Here is a 21,986-nt window from a genome sequence, read left to right as displayed (position 1 = left end):
GCGCCCGCCCCCGTAGCACCATGGCCGCATGTTGCTGTCCCGGCTGGCCCGTGTGTCCCAGGAGGTCGCCGCCACCTCGGCGCGGTCCCGGAAGATCGCTCTGCTCGCCGAGCTGTTCGGGGAGGCGGAGGCCGACGACGTGCCGATCGTCATCCCGTATCTGGCGGGCCGGCTGCCGCAGGGACGGCTCGGCGTGGGCTGGAAGGTGCTGAGCCGTCCGGTCGCCCCCGCCGCCGAGCCGTCCCTGACGGTGCGCGAGGTCGACGCGCTGCTCACCACGCTGGGCAAGGTGTCGGGTGCGGGATCGCAGGCCGAGCGGGCCCGGCTGGTCGGCGAGCTGCTGGGCGCGTCCACCGAGGACGAGCAGCGGTTCCTGTTCGGGCTGCTCACCGGCGAGGTCCGGCAGGGCGCCCTGGACGCGGTCGCGGTGGAAGGGCTGGCGCGGGCGACGGGGGCGCCGTCGGCGGACGTACGGCGGGCCGTGATGCTCGCGGGCTCGTTGCAGACGGTGGCGGAGGCGCTGCTCGCGGACGGCCCCGGGGCACTGGAGCGGTTCCGGCTCACCGTCGGCCGCCCGGTGCTGCCGATGCTGGCGCACAGCGCCTCCTCGGTCGCGGAGGCGGTCGAGAAGCTGGGGGCGTGCGCGGTCGAGGAGAAGCTCGACGGCATCCGGGTCCAGGTGCACCGCGACGGGGACATCGTGCGCGTCCACACCCGCACCCTCGACGACATCACCGGCCGGCTGCCGGAAGTGACGGCGGCGGCGCGGGAGTTGCGGGGCGAGCGGTTCATCCTCGACGGGGAGGTGATCTCCTTCGACGAGGACGGCCGCCCCCGCTCCTTCCAGGAGACCGCCGGACGGGTCGGCTCCCGGGTGGACGTGGCCACGGCCGCCCGGGAGGTCCCCGTCTCCCCCGTCTTCTTCGACGCGCTCTCCGTCGACGGCCGCGATCTGCTGGACCTGCCGTTCACCGAGCGGCACGCGGAGCTGGCCCGGCTGGTCCCGGAGCCCATGCGGGTGCGGCGGACGCTCGTGTCGGGGCCCGAGGACCTGGGCGCGGCGGAGGAGTTCCTCGCCGAGACGCTGAAGCGCGGTCACGAGGGCGTCGTGGTCAAGGGGGTCGACGCCCCCTACAGCGCGGGCCGACGCGGCGCGTCCTGGCTGAAGGTCAAGCCCGTGCACACGCTCGACCTGGTGGTGCTGGCCGCCGAGTGGGGCCACGGCCGCCGCACCGGCAAGCTGTCCAATCTGCATCTGGGCGCCCGCACCGCCGACGGCGGCTTCGCCATGCTCGGCAAGACCTTCAAGGGCATGACCGACGCCATGCTGACCTGGCAGACGGAACGCCTGCGGGAACTGGCGGTGGACGAGAGTTCCCACGTCGTGACGGTGCGCCCCGAACTCGTCGTGGAGATCGCCTACGACGGCCTCCAGCGCTCCACCCGCTACCCGGCCGGCGTCACCCTGCGCTTCGCCCGCGTGGTCCGCTACCGCGAGGACAAGCGCCCCGAGGAGGCGGACACGGTCGAGGCGCTGCTCGCCGCCCACCCCGAGGTACGGCCGTGAAGGGCGCCCGGAGCGCCGGACTGCTGTTGTTCCGGCATACCGGTCAGGGCCTGGAGGTGTTGCTGGGCCATATGGGCGGACCGTTCTTCGCGCGGAAGGACAGCGGGGCGTGGACCGTGCCGAAGGGCGAGTACGACCCCGCCGAACCGGCCTGGGAGGCGGCGCGCCGCGAGTTCCGGGAGGAGCTGGGCGTGCCGCCGCCGGACGGCGAGGCGGTACCGCTCGGGGAGGTCCGCCAGGCGGGCGGCAAGACGGTCACGGTCTGGGCCGTGGAGGCCGATCTCGACCCGGCGGCCGTCGTCCCCGGCACCTTCGAGATGGAGTGGCCGCCGAAGTCGGGGCGGATGCGGGAGTTCCCGGAGCTGGACCGGGTGGCGTGGTTCCCCCTGGACCGGGCCCGCGAGGTGATCATCCGCGCGCAGACCGCGTTTCTCGACCGCCTGGCGGAGCACTCGCCCTGAGGAGCCCTCCCGCGTTGCGGCGCCCACCGGCGCGCGGGAAGGTCGGAAGGCACAGGGTCCCCAGGGAGGTCAGCGATGCACATCGCCACGGTGAATCCGGCGAACGGCGAGACCGTCAAGACGTACCACCCCATGGACGAGGAGGAGCTCGAGCGCCGGCTCCAGCTCGCGGAGGCCACGTTCCGGACGTACCGGACGACGACCTTCGACGAGCGGGCCCGCCTGCTGCACCGGGCCGCCGAGATCCTCGACGAGGACCAGCAGACCATCGGCCGGGTGATCACCACGGAGATGGGCAAGCCGGTGAAGCAGGCCCGCGCGGAGGCGGCGAAGTGTGCCAAGGCGATGCACTGGTACGCCGATCACGCGGCGGAGCTCCTGGCCGACGAGGAACCCGACGCCTCCGACGTGAAGGACTCCGGCGCGTCCCGGGTCGTGGTGCGCTACCGGCCGCTCGGCCCGGTGCTCGCCGTGATGCCGTGGAACTTCCCGCTGTGGCAGGTGGTGCGGTTCGCCGCGCCCGCGCTGATGGCGGGCAACGTGGGCCTGCTCAAGCACGCCTCGAACGTGCCGCAGACCGCCCTGTACCTGGAGGACCTGTTCCACCGCGCGGGCTTCACGGAGGGCTGCTTCCAGACCCTGCTCGTCGGCTCCGCCGCGGTCGACGACCTCCTGCGGGACGAGCGGGTGAAGGCCGCCACCCTCACCGGGAGCGAGCCCGCCGGCCGCGCGGTCGCCTCCACCGCCGGGGAGATGGTCAAGAAGACGGTGCTGGAGCTGGGCGGCAGCGACCCGTACGTGGTCATGCCCTCCGCCGACCTGGACCGGGCCGCCGAGGTCGCGGTCACCGCGCGGACGCAGAACACGGGGCAGTCCTGCATCGCCGCCAAGCGGTTCATCGTGCACACGGACGTCTACGACGCCTTCGCCGAGCGTTTCACCGCGGGTATGAGGGCGCTGAGGATGGGCGACCCGATGGACGAGGAGACGGACGTCGGCCCGCTCTCCAGCGAGAAGGGCCGCGGCGACCTGGAGGAACTGGTCGACGACGCCGTCCGCGCGGGCGCCACCGTCCTGTGCGGCGGCGAGCGTCCCGAGGGGCCCGGCTGGTTCTACCCGCCGACGGTGCTCGCCGGCGTCGACCGGGAGATGCGCATCCACCGGGAGGAGGCCTTCGGCCCGGTCGCCACCCTGTACCGCGCGGCGGACCTGGACGAGGCCGTGCTGATCGCCAACGACACCTCCTTCGGCCTCAGTTCCAACGTCTGGACCCGCGACGAGGCCGAGGTCGACCGGTTCGTACGGGACCTGGAGGCCGGCAGTGTGTATGTGAACGGCATGACGGCGTCCCATCCCGCGTTCCCCTTCGGCGGGGTCAAGCGATCCGGGTACGGGCGTGAGCTGTCCGGGCACGGAATCCGCGAGTTCTGCAACATCACCACGGTTTGGCAGGGTGCGTGACGGCCGCGCGGCTACGATCCCGACTGTGAACCGCGAAGTGACTCTGCCTCTGATCGTCGACGACCGCGGGACCCTCCAGGTGGCCGCTTCCGATGTCAGCAAGCTGCTGCGTACCGTGGGTGGGCGGTGGGTTCGGCTTGTCGAGGCGGGGGAGGACGGGCTCGACGAGGACACGGTCGCTGCGCTGACCATTGAGCTTGCGAAGCTGGCCGATCGGATCGACGTCGCGTGTATCGCCCACAGCAGTGGGACGCCGTAGGGCCCCTGTCAGGTGGGTTGCACCAGCGCCCTCCAGAACATCGCCTCGTAGATCTGGAGCGCGTGGGCGTACTGCTGTGCGCGGGGTTCGTTCAGGGTTCCCTTGTCCAGGGCTGTCTGGACCGCCTTCGTGGCTGCTTCCTCCAGAGCCGGGGCCGGTTCCGCGAAGAAGTCGAAGAAGGCGCAGGGCTCGTCGGTGAAGCCGTAGTGGGTGCGCAGGGCCACGGCGATGGTGGCGCAGTAGCCGCCCCAGGCGGAGAAGTTGGCGGTCAGGGCCAGGACCGCTTCGGCCGGGTCCGCGTTGAGGGCCAGCCAGGCGACGTACGCGGGGTAGGACTGGCAGCCCGGCAGGGGGCTGTACGCGTCCGCGCGCGCCTCGTCCACGCCGCACGCCGCCGCGAAGGTCCGCAGGTGCCGCTCGGCCAGGGTCTCGCCCTCGGCCAGGGCCGTGAAGTACGCGGCCGGCTCCGGGGCGGCCCGCTCCGCCAGATGCAGGAAGGCGCGGCGGTCCGCCGGGATCACCCGGCCCTGTTCCAGGGCCAGCGTGGCCAGGACGCCGCGGTCCGCCTCTCCGCGGGCGATCAGGGGGACCAGCGGGTTGGACCGGGAGTCCGGGGCGAGTTCCCTGGTCGTCGTCTCCAGCAGTTCCCTGGCGGTGCGTGTCATCGCGTCCTCCGTCGCGTCGGTCACCCACCAGCGTTCCCCCTGAGCGGGGCAGGGGTAACCCGGCGGTGCCGCCCGCACCGCCGGGTCGTTCGGGTGGGGCGGCCTCAGCGGATGGGCATGCCCGAGAGGGTGCGGGCGATCACCAGGCGCTGGATCTCGCTCGTGCCCTCGAAGATGGTGTAGATCGCGGCGTCGCGGTGCATGCGCTCCACCGGGTACTCGCGGGTGTAGCCGTTGCCGCCGAGGATCTGTATGGCCTGGGCGGTGACCTTCTTGGCGGTCTCGCTGGCGAACAGCTTGGACATCGAGCCCTCGGCCGCCGTGAACGGCTTGCCGTTGATCGCCATCCAGGAGGCGCGCCACACCAGCAGGCGGGCGGCGTCGATCTGGGTGCGCATGTCGGCGAGCTGGAAGGCGACGCCCTGGTTGTCGATGATGGGGCGGCCGAACTGCTCGCGCGTGGTGGCGTACTCCAGGGCGACCTCGTACGCCGCGCGGGCGGTGCCCACCGCCATGGCGCCGACGGCCGGGCGGGAGGCCTCGAAGGTGGCCATCGCGGCGTTCTTCACACGCTCGCCGCCGTTCTTCGCCTTCTCCCGGGCACGGGCGAGGCGCTCGTCCAGCTTCTCCTTGCCGCCGAGCAGGCAGGAGCCGGGGACGCGCACGTTGTCCAGAACGACCTCGGAGGTGTGCGAGGCGCGGATGCCGTGCTTCTTGAACTTCTGGCCCTGGGAGCAGCCCGGGGTGTTCGGCGGGATGATGAAGGAGGCGTGGCCCTTGGAGCCGAGGTCGGGGTCGACGACCGCGACCACGACGTGGACGTTGGCGATGCCGCCGTTGGTCGCCCAGGTCTTGGTGCCGTTGATCACCCACTCGTCCTTGGCCTCGTCGTACACCGCGCGGGTGCGCATCGAGGCCACGTCGGAGCCGGCGTCGGGCTCGGAGGAGCAGAACGCGGCCACCTTGACGTCGTTGGCGTCGCCGTACATCTGGGGGATCCAGGTGCCGATCTGCTCCTCGGTGCCGTTGGCGAGGACTCCGACGGCGGCGAGGCCGGTGCCGACGATCGACAGGGCGATGCCGGCGTCGCCCCAGAAGAGCTCCTCCATGGCCATGGGGATGCCGAGCCCGCTTGCGTCGAAGTACTGCTGGGCGTAGAAGTCGAGGGAGTAGATGCCGACCTTGGCGGCCTCCTGGATGACCGGCCAGGGAGTCTCCTCACGCTCGTCCCATTCGGCGGCCGCGGGGCGGATCACATCGGCGGCGAAGCCGTGCAGCCAGTCCCGGACCTCCTTCTGTTCGTCGTTGAGCTCCATGGTGAACTCGGCCATGACCCCTCCAGCGGCGACACACGTGCATGTTACTTGCGGTAACCCCGAGTCTGTTACCGGTGGGTAGGAAAAGTCAACTCCCCAGGACGGGTCGGCATCCCGTTCGATGACGCCGGCGCCTTCAGTGTTAGTTTGCGCAGGCGTCACCGAATCAGCACGGGTGGGGAGAGCTCATGGACACCACACAGCGGACCGATCAGCAGCGGTCCGCCGACCGACGCCGGCGCGAGCTGCTGGAGGCCGCCGACCGGGTGGTGCTGCGCGACGGCCCGCAGGCGTCGATGAACGCGATCGCCGCCGAGGCCGGCATCACCAAGCCGATCCTCTACCGGCACTTCGGCGACAAGGGAGGACTCTACGCCGCCCTGGCCAAGCGGCACACCGACGCGCTGCTGGACTCGCTGCGGGCCGCGCTGGACGCCCCGGCCGACCGGCGCGAGCGGGTGGAGGCGACCCTCGACACCTACCTCTCGGCGATCGAGGCGCGACCCCAGGTGTACCGGTTCCTGATGCACCCGGCGGAGGGGTCGCAGAGCGACCAGGGCTTCGACGTCGGCAAGCACTCGGCGCCGCTGCTGCGGCGCATGGGCGAGGAGCTGGCCCAGGTGATCGAGGAGCGGCTGGACCTCGGACCGGCCGGCCAGCGGCTGGCCCGGGTGTGGGGGCACGGCATCGTCGGCATGATGCACGCGGCCGGTGACTGGTGGCTCGGCGAACGGCCCTGCTCCCGGGCGGAATTGGTGCGCAGCCTGGCCGATCTGCTGTGGGGGCGGCTGGCCGCGGCGGGCGACAAGGTGGGCGGGCCCGGGTTCTGAGACTCAGCCCGGCCGGCGCCAGGGGGCCCGCTCCGCCCGGCGCATGAGCCTGCGGTGTCGCCACCCCGTCAGACGGTCGGCGTAGACGCGGCCCTCCAGGTGGTCGCACTCGTGCTGCAAACACCGGGCGAAGAACCCGGTGCCGTGGACGGTGACCGGTTCGCCGGTCACCGTGAAGCCCTCGACGACCGCGTGGTCGTGGCGCTCCGTCCCCGCCTCCAGGCCCGGCAGGGACAGACAGCCCTCGGGGCCGCGCACCACCACCCCGTCCGTCTCGACCAGCCGCGGGTTCACCACATGTCCCAGGTGCCGGACGTCCTCGTCGTCCGGGCAGTCGTAGACGAACACCCTGAGCGGCTCGCCGACCTGGTTGGCGGCCAGGCCCACGCCCTGCGCCGCGTACATCGTGGCGAACAAGTCGTCCACCAGGCGGGCGAGTTCCGGGCCGAAGTCGGTGACCTCCAGGCAGGGTGCGTGCAGCACCGGGTCGCCGAGCAGGGTGAGGGGCCGCACACGTCCGTGGACGCCGGGGATGGAGCCTTGTCGCATGCCGGTCAGAGTACGGTCCTTCCAGCAACGCCCGTCTCACGGTGGTGCCGCGGTTCTGGAGTGCGAATGGATCTCGATAGGCTGAGGTCCCACCACGTGGCCGTCAGGCACAGACGCGGCGCGTACGCAAGGAGGATCGAGAACTGATGGCAGGCAACTCGGACCCGCTCACGCCGCGGGCCAAGCTGGCCGTGACCGCGGGCAAGGCGGTCGCAGCGGCATCCCGCGCCGCCGGGCGCGGCAGCGGTTCGGTGATCGGCGGCCGGGTGGCACTCAAACTCGACCCCGATCTCCTCGCCCGGCTCGCCCAGAACCTGGACTGCGTCCTGGTCTCGGCGACCAACGGCAAGACCACCACCACCCGGCTCATCGCCGAGGCGCTGCGGGCCGCGGGGCCCGTGGTCTCCAACGCGCTCGGCGCCAACATGCCGGCCGGTATCACCTCGGCGCTCGCGGGTGGCTCGGAGGCCAAGTTCGCCGTCATCGAGGTCGACGAGAAGTACCTCGCGGGCGTCGCCCGGGACACCGACCCGAAGTGCATCGCCCTGCTCAACCTCTCCCGCGACCAGCTCGACCGCGCCGCCGAGACCAGGATGCTCGCGGAGAACTGGCGCGAGGGCCTGGCCGGGTCCAAGGCCGTCGTCGTCGCCAACGCCGACGACCCGCTGGTGGTGTGGGCGGCGTCCTCCTCCCCCAACGTGATCTGGGTCGCCGCCGGCCAGATGTGGAAGGACGACGCCTGGTCCTGCCCGTCCTGCGGCGGTGTGATGCAGCGGCCCGGCGACGACTGGTTCTGCGGCGAGTGCGGCTTCCGCCGGCCCACCCCGAGCTGGGCGCTCTCCGGCGACCACGTCCTCGACCCGCACGGCTCCGCCTGGCCGATCCACCTCCAGCTGCCGGGCCGCGCCAACAAGGCCAACGCCGCCAGCTCCGCGGCCGTCGCCGCCGTCTTCGGGGTACCGCCGCAGGTCGCCCTGGAGCGCATGTACCAGGTGCAGGCCGTGGCCGGCCGCTACGACGTCGTCCAGTTCCAGGGCCGTGACCTGCGCCTGCTGCTCGCCAAGAACCCCGCGGGCTGGCTGGAGACGTTCTCGTTGATCGACCCGCCGCCGACCCCGGTGATCCTCTCGGTCAACGCGCGCTCCGCGGACGGCACCGACACCTCCTGGCTGTGGGACGTCGACTACACCCGGCTGACGGGTCACCCGATCTGCGTCGTCGGCGACCGGAAGCTGGACCTCGCGGTGCGCCTGGAGGTCGCGAACCAGCAGTTCCAGGTCTGCGAGAACCTCGACCAGGCGGTGCAGCTGTGCCCGCCGGGCCGGATCGAGGTCATCGCCAACTACACCGCGTTCCAGGACCTGCGCCGCCGCGTCGGCAACTGACCACGACACCTCTGGGGACTTGAAGTGAGCGACAACCAGCTGCGGGTCGTCTGGATCTACCCGGACCTGCTCAGCACGTACGGCGACCAGGGCAACGTCCTCGTCGTGGAGCGCCGGGCGCGACAGCGCGGCCTGGACGTGGCACGGCTCGACGTGCGCAGCGACCAGCCGATCCCGACCTCCGGCGACATCTACCTGATCGGCGGCGGTGAGGACCGTCCGCAGCGGCTGGCCGCCGAGCGGCTGCGCCGCGACGGCGGTCTGCACCGGGCGGTGGAGAACGGCGCGATCGTCTTCTCGGTCTGCGCCGGCTACCAGATCCTCGGCCACGAGTTCATCAACGACCTCGGCCAGCGCGAGCCCGGCCTTGGACTGCTCGACGTGGTCTCGGTGCGTGGTGAGGGCGCCCGGTGCGTCGGTGACGTGCTGGCGGACATCCACCCGCAGCTGGGGCTGCCCCCGCTGACCGGGTTCGAGAACCACCAGGGCGTCACCCACCTGGGCCCCACCGCCCGCCCGCTCGCCCAGGTGCGCTTCGGCAACGGCAACGGCACCGGGGACGGCACGGAGGGCGCGTTCAACGACACCGTCTTCGGCACGTACATGCACGGTCCCGTGCTCGCCCGCAACCCGCAGATCGCGGACCTGCTGCTGAAGCTGGCGCTCGACGTCAACGCGCTGCCGCCCACCGACGACCGCTGGTACGAGGCGCTGCGCAACGAACGCATCGCGGCGGCCCAGCAGCCCGCGTGAACCACGCGGGCCGGTGTCCGCGGACCCGCGGACACCTGGGCGTCGGACGGGCGTAACCGGCCCGTCTGACGGCTGGTCCGCACAGGTGAGCGGGGTCGTCCAGCAGGCGGACGCGAGGTGCGGCCCCGCCCCCCGGAGCCGCTAGGGTGGCGGAGATCGAGCCGGACAGCGCGGTCCGGTCCCGGCCCACATCGAGAAGGTTGTTTCGGGCTATGCGCATTGGTGTCCTCACGTCCGGCGGCGACTGCCCCGGCCTGAACGCCGTCATCCGGTCCGTCGTGCACCGTGCCGTCGTCGACCACGGCGACGAGGTCATCGGTTTCCGGGACGGCTGGAAGGGCCTCCTGGAATGCGACTACCTCAAGCTCGACCTCGACGCGGTGAGCGGCATCCTCGCCCGCGGCGGCACGATCCTCGGCTCCTCCCGGGTGCGCCCGGAGCATCTGCGGGACGGTGTGGAGCGGGCCAAGGGGCACGTCCAGGAACTCGGCCTCGACGCGATCATCCCGATCGGCGGTGAGGGCACGCTCAAGGCGGCCCGGCTGCTGTCGGACAACGGCCTGCCGATAGTCGGTGTGCCGAAGACCATCGACAACGACATCGCTGTCACCGACGTCACCTTCGGCTTCGACACGGCCGTCGGCGTGGCGACGGAGGCACTGGACCGGCTGAAGACCACCGCCGAGTCGCACCAGCGGGTGCTGATCGTGGAGGTCATGGGCCGGCACACCGGCTGGATCGCGCTGCACTCCGGCATGGCGGCAGGCGCGCACGCGGTCGTCGTGCCCGAACGGCCCTTCGACATCGACGAGCTGACCGCGAAGGTCGGCGAGCGGTTCTCGGCCGGCAAGCGGTTCGCGATCGTCGTCGCCGCGGAGGGGGCCAAGCCGAAGGCCGGCACCATGGACTTCGACGAGGGCGGCAAGGACGTGTACGGCCATGAGCGGTTCGCCGGGATCGCCCGGCAGCTCTCCGTGGAACTGGAGTCGCGGCTCGGCAAGGAGGCGCGGCCGGTGATCCTCGGGCACGTGCAGCGGGGCGGGACGCCCACGGCGTACGACCGGGTGCTGGCCACGCGGTTCGGGTGGCACGCGGTGGAGGCCGTGCACCGGGGGGAGTTCGGGCGGATGACCGCGCTGCGGGGTACGGACATCGTGATGGTGTCGCTCGCGGAGGCGGTCGAGACGCTGAAGACTGTGCCGGAGGCACGGTATGACGAGGCGGAGTGCGTCTTGTGAACTCGCGGCGCCGCTAAGAGCTCGGTCCATCAGGTTCGTCGCGGTCTGCGGGCCGTGGGGGCTTGTCGCGCAGTTCCCCGCGCCCCTTTCGGGGCGCTTCCCGCCCCCGGTGACAGAGGTCGCCGGGGGCGGTTCTAGTCTGGGTGCGGACTGATTGCGTACAACCTGGACGAAAATGGAGCCGGTGGATGGATCACGGCGGGCACGGCATGACCATGGATCTGCCGCCGTTCACGCTGGGGCGAGGGCTCGGCTGGTCGGCGGATCCCTTCTTTCTTCTCGCCTGCCTGCTGGGGCTGGCGCTGTACGGCTGGGGCGTGGTCCGGCTGGTGCGGCGCGGTGACAAGTGGCCGGTGGGCCGGACCGTCGCCTTCGTCGCCGGTGTGCTGAGCATCGGGCTCATGATGTGCACCAAGCTGAACGACTACGGCATGGTCATGTTCAGCGTGCACATGGTGCAGCACATGGTGATCAGCATGGTGTCGCCGATCCTGATCCTGCTGGGCGCCCCGATCACCCTGGCCCTGCGCGCGCTGCCGCCGGCCGGGCGGGGCCGCAAGGGGCCCCGCGAGCTGCTGCTGATGCTGCTGCACAGCCGCTACATGCGGGTCGTCACCCATCCGGTGTTCACCATCCCGCTGTTCATCGCGAGCCTGTACGGCCTGTACTTCACCCCGCTGTTCGACTTCCTGATGGGCTCCAAGACGGGGCACATCGCGATGATGGTGCACTTCCTCGCCGTGGGCCTGGTCTTCTTCTGGCCGATCATGGGCGTGGACCCGGGCCCGCACCGGCCGGGGTATCTGATGCGGATGCTGGAGCTGTTCGCGGGCATGCCGTTCCACGCGTTCTTCGGCATCGCCCTGATGATGGCGTCGACCCCGATGGTCACGACGTTCGAGAACCCGCCCGGCTCGCTCGGCATCGAGGCGCTCTCCGACCAGAACGCGGCCGGCGGAATCGCCTGGGCGTTCAGCGAGATCCCCTCCGTCCTGGTGCTGATCGCGCTGCTGTTCCAGTGGTACGCCTCGGACCAGCGGCAGGCCAAGCGCAAGGACCGCGCGGCCGACCGGGACGGGGACAAGGAACTCGAGGCGTACAACGCCTATCTGGCCTCATTGCACGCACGCGGAAACTGAATTCACCGTCTTCCCGTTCCCCTTGAACGGGCAATTTCCTCCAGTAGCATGAATGCCGTCAGGGGGGACCGCCGGGGGGAGCGGTGATGGCACTTCGCGCGTTCATGAACAGGACGGGAAAAGCGGCGATTCGGAAGATCGCCGTCCTGTCGTTGTTACTTCTTGCCGTCGGCGGGTGCGATTCGGGCACACCTTTGTTCGATGTGAAGGCGGTCGCCGCGGGAACCGCCTCCCTCGCACCGTTCTTCGACGAGGGCAGCGGACTCGGACGGGACGCCGAGGTGCGGGCCCGGCCCGCTCACGGTGGCCTCCAGCAGGGGGACACACCGGGTCTCTACGGGGGCACCGCACAGGCGACGATCTGCGACGTCGAGCAGCTGAAGCGGTATCTCGGCGAGCGGCGCAACGACCGCAAGGCGCGGGCGTGGGCCGGGGCACTCGATCTCCGTACGGATGAGATACCGGGGTATCTCGACCGGCTCACCCCTGTTCTCCTGCGTCACGACACTCTGGTGAAGAACCACGACTACAAAAAGGGAAAGGCTGTTCCCTTCAATGCGCTGCTCCAGGCGGGAATCGCGGTTCTGGTCGACGAGCAGGGGCTGCCGGCGGTGAAGTGCTCGTGCGGAAATCCACTGCGGCCCTTCGAAGGGGACAGGACCGGGATTTCCGTGTCGTTCGACGACGGCAACAAGAAGTGGAAGGGGTACGACCGCTCCGAGGTCGTGGTCGTGCGGCCCGCGACCCGCGAACTGGAGCGGATCGCCCTGGTGGACGTCGAGGACTCCGACCGGGGCATCGCGCGGCCCGTGGGGACGACGGGCGAGGACGACTCCGCCTTCGACACCCGGGAGCGGCGGGCGGTGCCGCGGCTCACCGGGACCACGTTCGGCGAAGCGAGCCGACGGCTGACCGGGCGGGGACTGGCGGTCGCCCACGGCGGGGAGGAGCCGCCGCCGGACGGCGCGCGGGTCACGGCGTCCGATCCGGCGGCCGGGGCCGAGCTGCGGTTCGGGGCGTACGTCACGCTGAGCGTGGCGGAGGACTCGCGTGGGAGTGGGTCCGGCGGTCGGACCACTCCCCCGGCTTCGCAGTCGCCGCCCGCGTCGAAGGGGCCAGGACCGCCGTCGACGCGGCCGACGCCGTCCGCCTCGTCCCCTTCGTCCGCGTCGTCTCCGTCGTCCTCGCCCTCCGAGCCGTCCGGGTCCTCCACCGGGCCCTCGCGGTCCGAGCGGCCCGCGTCGCCGAGCGGGACGCAAGGGGACACGTCCCCGCCGCCGACGCGCTCCGCGCCCCCGGAAAGCTCCTCCGCACCACCCCGTACCACCTCCGCGCCCCCGACCGGCGCCCCCGTCACGAGCGCCACGCCCCCACCGCCCACCAGCGGGCCCGCGAGCAGCGCTCCGGACACGAGCGTGCCCGCCACCTCCGAGGCGCCCACCGCGAGCGCCACCGCTGAGCGCCCCCGTCGAACCCGGGAGTGACCGGATGCCGTCAGGATCACCGACGTCGGGAGTGGGCCGGGTCATCGCCGGCCGCTATCTGCTGCTGCGCCGGCTGGGCAGCGGCGGCATGGGACACGTCTGGCTGGCCCACGACCAGAGACTCGCGTGCGAGGTCGCGCTGAAGGAGGTCGTGCTCGGCGATCCGGCCGAGCCCGGCCAGGAGCGGGAGGCCCGGGTGGCCCGGGCTCGCGCGGAGGCGCGGCACGCTGCCGGTCTGCGGGGCCATCCGCACGTGGTGACGGTGCACGACGTGCTGGAGCACGAGGGGCTGCCCTGGATCGTCATGGAGTACGTGGCGGGCGCCGTCGATCTGCGGGAGCTGCTCGCCCGCGACGGTCCGCTCCCCCCGGCCGAGTGCGCCCGGATCGGGCTGGCCGTGCTGGACGCGCTGACCGCCGGGCACGAGCGGGGCGTGATGCACCGGGACGTGAAACCGGCGAACATCCTGCTCGCCCCGGACCGGGGCGGTGCGCCGCACGGGCGGGTGTTGCTCACCGACTACGGCATCTCCGTACAGCCGGACACCGGGGAGACGCGGTACACCATGGCGTCCGCGCTGGTCGGCACGGCGGGCTATCTGGCGCCGGAGCGGGCCACCGGCGGTCCGCCGACGCCCGCGGCCGACCTGTTCTCGCTCGGCTGCACGCTGTACCACGCGGTGGAGGGACGTGGCCCCTTCGCGCGTGAGTCGCCGCTGGCCTCGGTCACCGCGGCGGTCATGGAGGACCCCTACCCGCCGGTGCGCGCGGGTGCGCTGGAGCCGGTGCTGCGGGGGCTGCTCGCCAAGGATCCGGAACAGCGGGCCGCGGCTCGGGACGTGGAGGCCGAGCTGGCGCGGATCGTGACGCCCCAGTCGGAGACGTATCCGCGGACCGGGACCGACCCCGGGTCCCAGCCGCACTGGGACGCCTCCCCCGGCCCGGCACCCGGCGCGCAGCCCCGTGGCCCCGCCGGCGGCACCCGTCGGCGTCCCCGCCCGCACGCCCTGCGTGCCGTCCTCGCGGGCGGGCTGGGTCTGGTGCTGGCCCTGGGCGGGGCCTGGTACGCGCTGGCCGACCGGGAGGGCGCCGGCGGCGGGACGGCGGCCCGACCGTACGGAGAGGCCGTCGGGCTGACCCGGGCGCTCGAGGAGGGCGACTGCGTGCTGGCCGACTGGCCGGGCGGCACCCGGTTCGGCGGCACACCCCGGCTGGCCCTGGACCCGACCTGCTCGGACCAGGCACCCGACGGGCAGGTCGTGGCGCTCGTCGAGGCCGCCTCGGACGAGGAGGCGCGGGAGCGGGGCCCGGCCCGCTGCGAGGAGCGGACCCGGGAACTGCGCGGCCGGCTGGCCGACGTGCGCGCGCTGGCCGTCGTACCGACGCCGGACGGGTTCGAGGCGGCCGACGGGCGTACCGCCTGTCTGGTGCTGGGGGCGCACGGGCCGGTGTACGGGCCGCTCGGGGACCGGCGCCGCCCCGGGACGGCGTTCGCCGACACGGCGACGATGCAGCGGCGGGACTGTCTGGACGTGCGGTCCCGCCGGGAGGCGCGGCTGGTGTCGTGCGAGGGGAGGTACGACGAGCAGGTGCTCGGTTTCACCCGGCTGGACGGGGACGTCACGCTCGCCGAGGCGCGTACGGAGTCGGACGCGGCGTGTGCCCGCGCGGTCCCGCCGCGTGACTACGGATTCGACCCGTCGGTCCACGAAGCCGGGTCGTGGACCAGTGAGGGGCCGTGGAAATCGGGCACACATGTCGTCGTGTGCACCGTGAGGAGGCAGAACGGGGGCACCATGGAGGGAGCCGAACCATGAGGAGGGTGTTGCGATGCCCGGTTCCACGAACGGTTCCACGTCCACGAAGACCATGGGAGTGCTCACCGTCGGCGGCCTGGTCGCCGTCACGGCCTACACGGTGGCACTCGGAAGCAACGGCTGGCTGTGGTTCGGCTGGGTCGTTCTGGGACTGATCACCCTGGGGATGGTCGCCACCCGCAGCACCTGAGGGACACCCGCCTCACCTCGGGGTGAGCCGGCCCGCCAGGTGCACGCCCGGCTGGTACTTCGGCAGCCGGACGGTGATCTTCATGCCGGCGCCCACGGCCGTCTCGATGACGAGGCCGTGGTCGTCGCCGTACACCTGGCGGAGCCGGTCGTCGACGTTGGACAGGCCGATGCCGCCGGTGGGGCTGACCTCGCGGGCGAGGATGCGACGGAGCAGGACGGGGTCCATTCCGGCGCCGTCGTCCTCGATGACGACGAGGGCCTCGGCGCCGGCGTCCTGCGCGGTGATCTGGATGCGGCACTTGTCGGCCTTGCCCTCCAGCCCGTGCTTGACGGCGTTCTCCACCAGCGGCTGGAGGCAGAGGAAGGGCAGCGCCACCGGCAGCACCTCGGGGGCAATCTGGAGGGTGACGGAGAGGCGGTCGCCGAAGCGCGCCCGGACCAGCGCCAGGTAGTGGTCGATGGCGTGGAGTTCGTCGGCGAGGGTGGTGAAGTCGCCGTGCCGGCGGAACGAGTAGCGGGTGAAGTCGGCGAACTCCAGCAGCAGTTCGCGGGCGCGCTCGGGGTCGGTGCGCACGAACGAGGCGATCACGGCGAGCGAGTTGAAGATGAAGTGCGGGGAGATCTGCGCCCGCAGCGCCCGGATCTCCGCCTCGATGAGACGGGTGCGGGACTGGTCGAGGTCGGCGAGTTCGAGCTGGACGGAGACCCAGCGGGCGACCTCGCCGGCGGCCCGGACCAGGACCGCCGACTCGCGGGGCGCGCAGGCGACCAGCGCGCCGTGCACCCGGTCGTCGACGGTGAGCGGGGCGACCACGGCCCAGCGCACCGAGCAGTCGGGGGTGTCGCAGGTCAGCGGGAAGGCCTCGCCGCGGCCGGTGTCGAGAGGGCCGGTGAGGCGCTCCATGATCTCGGTGCGGTGGTGGGCGCCGACGCCGTCCCAGACGAGGACCTGCTCGCGGTCGGTGAGGCACAGGGCGTCCGTGCCCAGCAGGGAGCGCAGTTTGCGGGCGGACTTCCCGGCGGTCTCCTCCGTGAGGCCGGCCCGGAGCGGGGGTGTGGCCAGGGAGGCGGTGTGCAGGGTCTCGAAGGTGGCGTGCTCGACGGGCGTGCCGAGTCCGGCGAGGCCGGCGGGCCGGGCGGTGCGCCGGCCGATCCAGAACCCGGCGGCCAGCAGGGGCAATACGGCGACGAGCAGACCGGCGAGGAAACCGCTCATGCGGACACCTCCGTACGGAGTTCCTCCGGAAGGTGGAAGCGGGCCAGCACGGCCGCCGTGCCGGGCGGCACCCGGCCGGGGGTGGCGAGCGAGACCAGGATCATGGTGAGGAAGCCCAGCGGCACCGACCACAGCGCGGGCCAGGCGAGCAGGGCGTGCAGCGGGCCGCCGCCCGGGTAGCCGGCCATGGTCGCGGCGACGGCGAGGAACGCGGAGCCGCCGCCCACCAGCATGCCGGCCGCCGCCCCCGGCGGGGTCAGCCGGCGCCACCAGATGCCGAGGACGAGCAGCGGGCAGAACGACGACGCCGACACGGCGAAGGCGAGCCCCACGGCGTCGGCCACCGGCAGCCCGCCGACCAGGAGGCTCGCCCCGAGCGGTACGGCCATCGCGAGCACCGTGCCGAGCCGGAAGTGCCGTACGCCGCGCGACGGGAGCACGTCCTGGGTGAGCACTCCGGCCACGGCCATGGTGAGCCCGGAGGCCGTCGACAGGAACGCGGCGAAGGCGCCCCCGGCGACCAGCGCGCCGAGGAGGTCGCCGCCCGTTCCGCCGATCATGCGTCCGGGCAGGAGCAGGACCGCGGCGTCCGCGTCGCCGGTGAGGGTGAGCTCGGGCGCGTAGAGGCGGCCGAGGGCGCCGTAGACCGGCGGGAGGAGGTAGAAGGCGCCGATCAGGCCGAGCACCGCGACGGTGGTGCGGCGGGCTGCGACGCCGTGCGGGCTGGTGTAGAAGCGGACGACGACGTGGGGCAGTCCCATGGTGCCGAAGAAGGTGGCGAGGATCAGCCCGTACGTGGCGTACAGCGGGCGTTCCTCGCGGGACTCGGCCCGGGAGGGCGACAGGGCGTCGTCGGCGCCGCGCCCGGCGGCGGGGACCTCGGCGCCCTCGGCGAAGGTGAGCCGGGTGCCGCCGTCGATGCGGTGGGTGCCGGCGGGCAGGCCGATCTCGGTGCCGTCGAGGTCGCGGCCGTCGACGGTGCCGTCCACCGTGACGGTCAGCGGCTCGGAGAGCCGGAGGTCGAGGGTGTCGTCGACGCGGACCACGCGCTGTTCGCGGAAGGTGGCCGGCTCGTCGAAGGCGTGGCTGGGGGCGCCGTCGCTCTGCCAGGCGACGATCAGGAAGAGGGCGGGGACGAGCAGGGCGGTGAGCTTCAGCCAGTACTGGAAGGCCTGGACGAAGGTGATGCTGCGCATGCCGCCCGCGCCGACGATGACGGTGACCACGACGGCGACGATCACCCCGCCCAGCCAGTCGGGGGCTCCCGTGAGGACGGTCAGGGTGAGCCCGGCGCCCTGGAGCTGGGGCAGCAGATACAGCCAGCCGACGCCCACGACGAAGGCTCCGGCGAGCCGTCGTACGGTCTGCGAGTCGAGCCGGGCCTCGGCGAAGTCGGGCAGCGTGTAGGCGCCGGAGCGGCGCAGCGGGGCGGCGACGAACAGCAGCAGGACCAGATAGCCGGCGGTGTAGCCGACCGGGTACCAGAGCATGTCCGGGCCCTGGACGAGGACGAGTCCCGCGATGCCGAGGAAGGAGGCGGCGGAGAGGTACTCGCCGCTGATGGCGGCCGCGTTGAGGCGGGGGCCGACGGTGCGGGAGGCGACGTAGAAGTCGGAGGTCGTGCGGGAGATGCGCAGGCCGAAGGCGCCGACGAGGACGGTCGCGAGGGCGACGAGCGCGACGGCGGTGACGGCGTAGGTGGAGTTCACGGTGCGGGCGGTCCCCGGTCTCAGCGGTCCTCGACGAGCCGCACGAAGTCGCGTTCGTTGCGTTCGGCGCGGCGGACGTACCAGCGGGCGAGCAGGACCAGCGGGGGGTACAGCCCGAAGCCGAGCACCGCCCACTCCAGGCGGCGGGCGTCGGGTGCCGCGGCGAAGACCAGCGGGAGGGGGCCGATGAGCAGGGCGAGGACGGCGAACACGGCGAGTCCGGTGCGCAGCTGGATGCGCATCAGGGAGCGGACGTAGGTGTGGCCGAGGGTGGTCTGTTCGTCGATCTCGGTGCGTGGGCGGTAGTAGCCGGAGGAGCGGCGGGCGCGGCGGGGCGGGCCGGTGACGACCACGCGGCGTTCGGTCGGGTCCTGGGGCATGGGTCCTCCCCCGTCTAGCTCGTGGTCCGGCGCATCAGCAGGTCCCGCAGTTCACGGGCGTGCCGCCTGCTGACCTGGAGTTCCTCGGAGCCGATCAGGACGCTCACGGTGCCCGCGTCGAGCCGGAGCTCGCCGATGTGGCGCAGGGCGACCAGATGGCGGCGGTGGATGCGGACGAAGCCGCGGGAGCGCCAGCGCTCCTCCAGGGTGGACAGCGGGATCCGTACGAGGTGGCTGCCCCGGTCGGTGTGCAGACGGGCGTAGTCGCCCTGGGCCTCGACGTGGGTGATGTCGTCGACGGCGACGAAGCGGGTCACGCCGCCGAGTTCGACGGGTATGTGGTCGGGGTCGGGTTCGTGCACGGGGATGTGCGGGGCGGCGGTGCCGTGCCGGCCCGCGGCGCGCAGCTCGGCGGCGCGGCGGACCGCCTCGGCCAGCCGTTCCTTGCGGACCGGTTTGAGCACGTAGTCGACGGCCTTGAGGTCGAAGGCCTGGACGGCGAAGTCCTCGTGGGCGGTGACGAACACGACGAGCGGCGGCCGGGCGAACCCGGTGAGCAGCCGGGCCAGGTCGAGGCCGTCGAGTCCCGGCATCTGGATGTCGAGGAAGACGACGTCGATGGCCTCGGGCCCGTCGGGTCCCGACTCCAGGGCGCGGTTGATGCGGCGCAGTGCCTCGGTGGCGTCGCCGGCGCCCTCCGCGCTGCCGATGCGGGGGTCGGCGTTCAGCAGGTAGAGCAGTTCCTCCAGCGAGGGACGTTCGTCGTCGACGGCGAGGGCGCGCAGCATGAAGGTGGAGTGTAGGGGTGATTTCCACGTGTGGACATGCCCCGGCCCCGGGCGTTCCCGCTGGATACAGTGCCCGCATGAACAGCAGGCCCGCGTCGTTCGACGAACTCGACCGGAAGATCGTCACCGCGCTGATGGCGAACGCCAGGACGTCGTTCGCGGAGATCGGCGCGGCCATCGGGCTGTCGTCGACGGCGGTCAAGCGCCGGGTGGACCGGCTGCGGGAGACCGGGGTGATCACCGGGTTCACGGCGACGGTGCGGCCGTCGGCGCTGGGCTGGCGCACCGAGGCGTACGTGGAGGTGTACTGCGAGGGCGCGGCGCCGCCCCGGCGGCTGGCGGAGGTGGTGCGCAACCATCCGGAGATCGCCGCGGCGATGACGGTGACCGGCGGCGCGGACGCGCTGCTGCACGTGCGGGCGCGGGACGTGGAGCACTTCGAGGAGGTGCTGGAGCGGATCCGCCAGGAGCCGTTCATCCGGAAGACGATCAGCGTGATGGTGCTGTCCCATCTGCTGCCGGACAGTCCTGAGGCGGGAGTGAGCCAGCCGGCCCCCGAGGGCGCACCGGACGTGCGTTGAGCCGCGGAAAGACGCAGTGATCCTGCGTGGACACGCAGCTCTCGTTCCTTGTCGCCCGTCCCGGTCGGTTCCTACCGTGGAGACACCCCTGTCGAGACCGCGTGGAAGCGGAGGAACCCCTCTGTGCCCGACTTCCGTGTGGCGTCCCCACGGCGATACCTCGTCTGCGAACCCAGACACTTCGCCGTGCGGTACGCGATCAATCCCTGGATGCACCCCGACCGTCCCGTCGACGTCGCCCTCGCCCAACGCCAGTGGCGTACGTTGATCGACACCTACCGCGCCCACGGTCATACCGTGGAGACCGTGGACCCGGAGCCCGCGCTGCCCGACATGGTGTTCGCCGCGAACGCGGCGGTCGTCGTGGCGGGCCGGGTCTTCGGCTCCCTGTTCCTGGCGCCCGAGCGGCGTCCCGAGTCCGTGCCGTACGAGGCCTGGTTCAAGGCCGAGGGGTACGAGGTCCAGCATCCCGAGTCGGTGTGCGAGGGCGAGGGCGACCTGGTGCCCGCCGGGCGCTGGATCCTCGCCGGCACCGGGTTCCGCACCACCCCCGAGGCGCACCGTGAGGCGCAGGAGTACTTCGGGGTGCCGGTGATCGGGTTGACGCTGGTGGATCCGTACTTCTACCACCTGGACACGGCGCTGTTCGTGCTGGACGACGAGAACGTCGCGTACTACCCGGAGGCCTTCTCGCCGGGCAGCCGTGAGGTGCTCGCCCGGCTCTACCCGGACGCGGTGCTCGCGACCCGTGAGGACGCGATGGCGTTCGGGCTGAACTCCGTCTCCGACGGGCGCCATGTGTTCGTCTCGCCGGGGGCCACGGCCCTCGCCGCCCGGCTCGCCGACCGCGGCTACGTTCCCGTTCCCGTCGACCTGTCCGAGTTCCACAAGGCCGGCGGGGGCATCAAGTGCTGCACTCAGGAGATCCGCTCATGACCTCTGTCGTACCCGCGCGTTCGTCCGCCGAGCTGATCGGTGCCGAGGGGCCGGTCCTCGCGCACAACTACCATCCGCTGCCCGTGGTCGTCGCCCGCGCGGAGGGCGCGTGGGTGGAGGACGTGGAGGGCCGCCGGTACCTGGACATGCTGGCGGGCTATTCGGCGCTCAACTTCGGCCACCGGCATCCGGCGCTGATCGAGGCGGCGCACCGCCAGCTGGACCGGCTCACGCTGACCTCGCGCGCGTTCCACAACGACCGGCTCGCCGAGTTCGCGGAACGGCTGGCCGCGCTGACCGGTCTCGACATGGTGCTGCCCATGAACACCGGCGCGGAGGCGGTGGAGAGCGGGATCAAGGTGGCCCGCAAGTGGGCCTACGACGTGAAGGGCGTCCCGGCCGACCGGGCGACGATCGTGGTGGCGGCGGACAACTTCCACGGCCGTACGACGACGATCGTGAGCTTCTCGACGGACGAGGTCGCCCGGACCGGGTTCGGGCCCTTCACCCCGGGTTTCCGGGTCGTGCCGTACAACGACCTGGCGGCGCTGGAGGCGGCGGTCGACGAGACGACGGCCGCGGTGCTGATCGAGCCGATCCAGGGCGAGGCGGGCGTCGTGATTCCGGACGACGGCTATCTGGCGGGTGTGCGGGACCTGACGCGCCGCGCGGGGTGCCTGTTCGTCGCCGACGAGATCCAGTCGGGGCTCGGCCGCACGGGCCGCACGCTCGCCGTGGAGCACGAGTCGGTCGTCCCGGACGTGGTGCTGCTCGGCAAGGCGCTGGGCGGCGGCATCGTCCCGGTGTCGGCGGTGGTGGCCCGGCGGGAGGTCCTCGAGGTGCTCCATCCGGGTGAGCACGGGTCGACCTTCGGCGGCAATCCGCTGGCCGCGGCGGTCGGTACGGCCGTGGTGGAGCTGCTGGAGACGGGCGAGTTCCAGCGCCGGGCGGCGGAACTGGGCGGGATCCTGCGCGAGGGCCTGGAATCCCTCGTCGGCAAGGGCGTGGTCGGTTTCCGCTCGCGCGGTCTGTGGGCGGGCGTGGACGTCGACCCGGCGCTGGGCACCGGCCGGGAGGTCAGCGAGCGGCTGATGCGGGAGGGCATCCTGGTCAAGGACACGCACGGCTCCACCATCCGTCTGGCCCCGCCCCTGACCATCACGGCGGAGGAGCTCCAGAGCGCCCTGCACACCGTGGAGAAGGTTCTGGCCCGGCAGGCCTGAGCCGTCGCCGTCCCCCGCCCGGCTCGCGCGGGGGACGG

Annotated in this window: 22 protein-coding genes; 15 read left to right on the top strand and 7 right to left on the bottom strand. The window is 72.3% G+C overall.

Annotated features, from left to right (window positions below; translation table 11 throughout):
• The first annotated feature begins 28 nt into the window (after window positions 1–28).
• The 4 genes from ACZ470_RS27110 (at window position 29) to ACZ470_RS27095 (ending at window position 3,748) form a co-directional block, all read left to right on the top strand.
• Window positions 29–1,567: an ATP-dependent DNA ligase gene (locus tag ACZ470_RS27110; RefSeq protein WP_468431299.1), complete on the top strand. Its 1,539-nt coding sequence runs from the start codon at window positions 29–31 to the stop codon at window positions 1,565–1,567.
• Window positions 1,564–2,028, top strand: coding sequence for an NUDIX hydrolase (locus ACZ470_RS27105; protein ID WP_468431297.1), 465 nt, complete (start codon window positions 1,564–1,566; stop codon window positions 2,026–2,028). The genes ACZ470_RS27110 and ACZ470_RS27105 overlap by 4 nt, the downstream gene beginning before the upstream one ends.
• A 75-nt stretch (window positions 2,029–2,103) precedes the next feature.
• A complete protein-coding gene (locus tag ACZ470_RS27100; RefSeq protein WP_468431295.1) occupies window positions 2,104–3,489 on the top strand; it encodes an NADP-dependent succinic semialdehyde dehydrogenase in 1,386 nt (461 codons plus the stop codon).
• A gap of 25 nt (window positions 3,490–3,514) precedes the next feature.
• The gene (locus tag ACZ470_RS27095) at window positions 3,515–3,748 is read left to right on the top strand and encodes a DUF6213 family protein (RefSeq protein ID WP_121545048.1); all 234 of its coding nucleotides are present in this window, start codon (window positions 3,515–3,517) and stop codon (window positions 3,746–3,748) included.
• 8 nt (window positions 3,749–3,756) lie between these two features.
• Here the strand turns inward: ACZ470_RS27095 and ACZ470_RS27090 are convergent, their stop codons facing one another.
• Together ACZ470_RS27090 and ACZ470_RS27085 are read right to left on the bottom strand one after the other, a co-directional pair.
• Window positions 3,757–4,413 (bottom strand): thiaminase II/PqqC family protein, encoded by a 657-nt coding sequence (locus ACZ470_RS27090; protein WP_468431446.1) that lies wholly within the window; start codon window positions 4,411–4,413, stop codon window positions 3,757–3,759.
• Window positions 4,414–4,517: 104 nt separating this feature from the next.
• Window positions 4,518–5,744, bottom strand: a complete 1,227-nt coding sequence (locus ACZ470_RS27085; protein ID WP_468431292.1) for an acyl-CoA dehydrogenase family protein — start codon at window positions 5,742–5,744, stop codon at window positions 4,518–4,520.
• Between the two features lie 173 nt (window positions 5,745–5,917).
• Here ACZ470_RS27085 and ACZ470_RS27080 point away from each other — a divergent pair, with 173 nt between their 5' ends.
• Window positions 5,918–6,559 carry a TetR/AcrR family transcriptional regulator gene (locus ACZ470_RS27080; protein WP_468431290.1) on the top strand — a complete coding sequence of 214 codons (642 nt, stop codon included), beginning with the start codon at window positions 5,918–5,920 and terminating at the stop codon, window positions 6,557–6,559.
• Window positions 6,560–6,562: 3 nt separating this feature from the next.
• On the opposite strand, the gene def is transcribed toward ACZ470_RS27080, so the two are convergent.
• Window positions 6,563–7,108, bottom strand: coding sequence for a peptide deformylase (gene def / locus ACZ470_RS27075; RefSeq protein WP_468431289.1), 546 nt, complete (start codon window positions 7,106–7,108; stop codon window positions 6,563–6,565).
• A gap of 146 nt (window positions 7,109–7,254) precedes the next feature.
• Between def and ACZ470_RS27070 the strand changes: the two genes are divergently transcribed.
• The 7 genes from ACZ470_RS27070 to ACZ470_RS27040 all read left to right on the top strand — a co-directional run bounded on the left by ACZ470_RS27070 (window position 7,255) and on the right by ACZ470_RS27040 (window position 15,113).
• Window positions 7,255–8,493, top strand: coding sequence for a MurT ligase domain-containing protein (locus ACZ470_RS27070; RefSeq protein ID WP_468431288.1), 1,239 nt, complete (start codon window positions 7,255–7,257; stop codon window positions 8,491–8,493).
• Between the two features lie 24 nt (window positions 8,494–8,517).
• Window positions 8,518–9,246: a type 1 glutamine amidotransferase gene (locus ACZ470_RS27065; RefSeq protein ID WP_468431287.1), complete on the top strand. Its 729-nt coding sequence runs from the start codon at window positions 8,518–8,520 to the stop codon at window positions 9,244–9,246.
• A 212-nt stretch (window positions 9,247–9,458) separates the two neighbouring features.
• On the top strand, window positions 9,459–10,484 hold the full coding sequence (locus tag ACZ470_RS27060; protein WP_468431285.1) for a 6-phosphofructokinase: 1,026 nt from the start codon (window positions 9,459–9,461) through the stop codon (window positions 10,482–10,484).
• Between the two features lie 188 nt (window positions 10,485–10,672).
• Complete coding sequence (locus tag ACZ470_RS27055; protein ID WP_468431283.1) at window positions 10,673–11,623, top strand: cytochrome c oxidase assembly protein; 951 nt, start codon at window positions 10,673–10,675, stop codon at window positions 11,621–11,623.
• Window positions 11,624–11,826: 203 nt separating this feature from the next.
• The gene (locus ACZ470_RS27050; protein WP_468431282.1) at window positions 11,827–13,107 is read left to right on the top strand and encodes a DUF6777 domain-containing protein; all 1,281 of its coding nucleotides are present in this window, start codon (window positions 11,827–11,829) and stop codon (window positions 13,105–13,107) included.
• A 4-nt stretch (window positions 13,108–13,111) separates the two neighbouring features.
• On the top strand, window positions 13,112–14,923 hold the full coding sequence (locus ACZ470_RS27045) for a serine/threonine-protein kinase (RefSeq protein ID WP_468431281.1): 1,812 nt from the start codon (window positions 13,112–13,114) through the stop codon (window positions 14,921–14,923).
• 13 nt (window positions 14,924–14,936) lie between these two features.
• Window positions 14,937–15,113 carry a membrane protein gene (locus ACZ470_RS27040; protein ID WP_030865508.1) on the top strand — a complete coding sequence of 59 codons (177 nt, stop codon included), beginning with the start codon at window positions 14,937–14,939 and terminating at the stop codon, window positions 15,111–15,113.
• A gap of 12 nt (window positions 15,114–15,125) precedes the next feature.
• Here the strand turns inward: ACZ470_RS27040 and ACZ470_RS27035 are convergent, their stop codons facing one another.
• Genes ACZ470_RS27035 through ACZ470_RS27020 form a run of 4 tightly spaced genes read right to left on the bottom strand, consistent with a single transcriptional unit; the run spans window position 15,126 to window position 19,208 of the window.
• The gene (locus ACZ470_RS27035; protein WP_468431279.1) at window positions 15,126–16,331 is read right to left on the bottom strand and encodes a sensor histidine kinase; all 1,206 of its coding nucleotides are present in this window, start codon (window positions 16,329–16,331) and stop codon (window positions 15,126–15,128) included.
• Window positions 16,328–18,040, bottom strand: coding sequence for a sodium/solute symporter (locus tag ACZ470_RS27030; RefSeq protein ID WP_468431277.1), 1,713 nt, complete (start codon window positions 18,038–18,040; stop codon window positions 16,328–16,330). Before ACZ470_RS27030 ends, ACZ470_RS27035 begins: the two co-directional genes overlap by 4 nt.
• A gap of 20 nt (window positions 18,041–18,060) precedes the next feature.
• Window positions 18,061–18,420 (bottom strand): hypothetical protein, encoded by a 360-nt coding sequence (locus ACZ470_RS27025; protein WP_468431276.1) that lies wholly within the window; start codon window positions 18,418–18,420, stop codon window positions 18,061–18,063.
• 14 nt (window positions 18,421–18,434) lie between these two features.
• Window positions 18,435–19,208 (bottom strand): LytR/AlgR family response regulator transcription factor, encoded by a 774-nt coding sequence (locus tag ACZ470_RS27020; RefSeq protein WP_468431274.1) that lies wholly within the window; start codon window positions 19,206–19,208, stop codon window positions 18,435–18,437.
• 77 nt (window positions 19,209–19,285) lie between these two features.
• On the opposite strand from ACZ470_RS27020, the gene ACZ470_RS27015 reads away from it, so the two are divergent.
• The 3 genes from ACZ470_RS27015 (at window position 19,286) to rocD (ending at window position 21,948) form a co-directional block, all read left to right on the top strand.
• Window positions 19,286–19,789: an Lrp/AsnC family transcriptional regulator gene (locus ACZ470_RS27015; protein ID WP_468431272.1), complete on the top strand. Its 504-nt coding sequence runs from the start codon at window positions 19,286–19,288 to the stop codon at window positions 19,787–19,789.
• A gap of 123 nt (window positions 19,790–19,912) precedes the next feature.
• On the top strand, window positions 19,913–20,725 hold the full coding sequence (gene ddaH / locus ACZ470_RS27010; RefSeq protein ID WP_468431271.1) for a dimethylargininase: 813 nt from the start codon (window positions 19,913–19,915) through the stop codon (window positions 20,723–20,725).
• Window positions 20,722–21,948: an ornithine--oxo-acid transaminase gene (gene rocD, locus ACZ470_RS27005; protein WP_468431269.1), complete on the top strand. Its 1,227-nt coding sequence runs from the start codon at window positions 20,722–20,724 to the stop codon at window positions 21,946–21,948. The genes ddaH and rocD overlap by 4 nt, the downstream gene beginning before the upstream one ends.
• The last annotated feature ends 38 nt before the right edge of the window (window positions 21,949–21,986 follow it).

The sequence above is a fragment of the Streptomyces sp. NPDC031111 genome (genome assembly GCF_055570675.1).
This window is presented reverse-complemented; position numbering and strand designations above follow the sequence as displayed.

What these genes read in the sequence shown, in the direction of transcription:
- ACZ470_RS27110 (WP_468431299.1), top strand. Translation starts at nt 29, where the DNA reads ATGTTGCTGTCCCGGCTGGCCCGTGTGTCCCAGGAGGTCGCCGCCACC.
- ACZ470_RS27100 (WP_468431295.1), top strand. Translation starts at nt 2,104, where the DNA reads ATGCACATCGCCACGGTGAATCCGGCGAACGGCGAGACCGTCAAGACG.
- ACZ470_RS27090 (WP_468431446.1), bottom strand. Translation starts at nt 4,413, where the DNA reads ATGACACGCACCGCCAGGGAACTGCTGGAGACGACGACCAGGGAACTC.
- ACZ470_RS27085 (WP_468431292.1), bottom strand. Translation starts at nt 5,744, where the DNA reads ATGGCCGAGTTCACCATGGAGCTCAACGACGAACAGAAGGAGGTCCGG.
- ACZ470_RS27080 (WP_468431290.1), top strand. Translation starts at nt 5,918, where the DNA reads ATGGACACCACACAGCGGACCGATCAGCAGCGGTCCGCCGACCGACGC.
- def (WP_468431289.1), bottom strand. Translation starts at nt 7,108, where the DNA reads ATGCGACAAGGCTCCATCCCCGGCGTCCACGGACGTGTGCGGCCCCTC.
- ACZ470_RS27070 (WP_468431288.1), top strand. Translation starts at nt 7,255, where the DNA reads ATGGCAGGCAACTCGGACCCGCTCACGCCGCGGGCCAAGCTGGCCGTG.
- ACZ470_RS27060 (WP_468431285.1), top strand. Translation starts at nt 9,459, where the DNA reads ATGCGCATTGGTGTCCTCACGTCCGGCGGCGACTGCCCCGGCCTGAAC.
- ACZ470_RS27055 (WP_468431283.1), top strand. Translation starts at nt 10,673, where the DNA reads ATGGATCACGGCGGGCACGGCATGACCATGGATCTGCCGCCGTTCACG.
- ACZ470_RS27045 (WP_468431281.1), top strand. Translation starts at nt 13,112, where the DNA reads ATGCCGTCAGGATCACCGACGTCGGGAGTGGGCCGGGTCATCGCCGGC.
- ACZ470_RS27040 (WP_030865508.1), top strand. Translation starts at nt 14,937, where the DNA reads ATGCCCGGTTCCACGAACGGTTCCACGTCCACGAAGACCATGGGAGTG.
- ACZ470_RS27035 (WP_468431279.1), bottom strand. Translation starts at nt 16,331, where the DNA reads ATGAGCGGTTTCCTCGCCGGTCTGCTCGTCGCCGTATTGCCCCTGCTG.
- ACZ470_RS27025 (WP_468431276.1), bottom strand. Translation starts at nt 18,420, where the DNA reads ATGCCCCAGGACCCGACCGAACGCCGCGTGGTCGTCACCGGCCCGCCC.
- ACZ470_RS27020 (WP_468431274.1), bottom strand. Translation starts at nt 19,208, where the DNA reads ATGCTGCGCGCCCTCGCCGTCGACGACGAACGTCCCTCGCTGGAGGAA.
- ACZ470_RS27015 (WP_468431272.1), top strand. Translation starts at nt 19,286, where the DNA reads ATGAACAGCAGGCCCGCGTCGTTCGACGAACTCGACCGGAAGATCGTC.
- rocD (WP_468431269.1), top strand. Translation starts at nt 20,722, where the DNA reads ATGACCTCTGTCGTACCCGCGCGTTCGTCCGCCGAGCTGATCGGTGCC.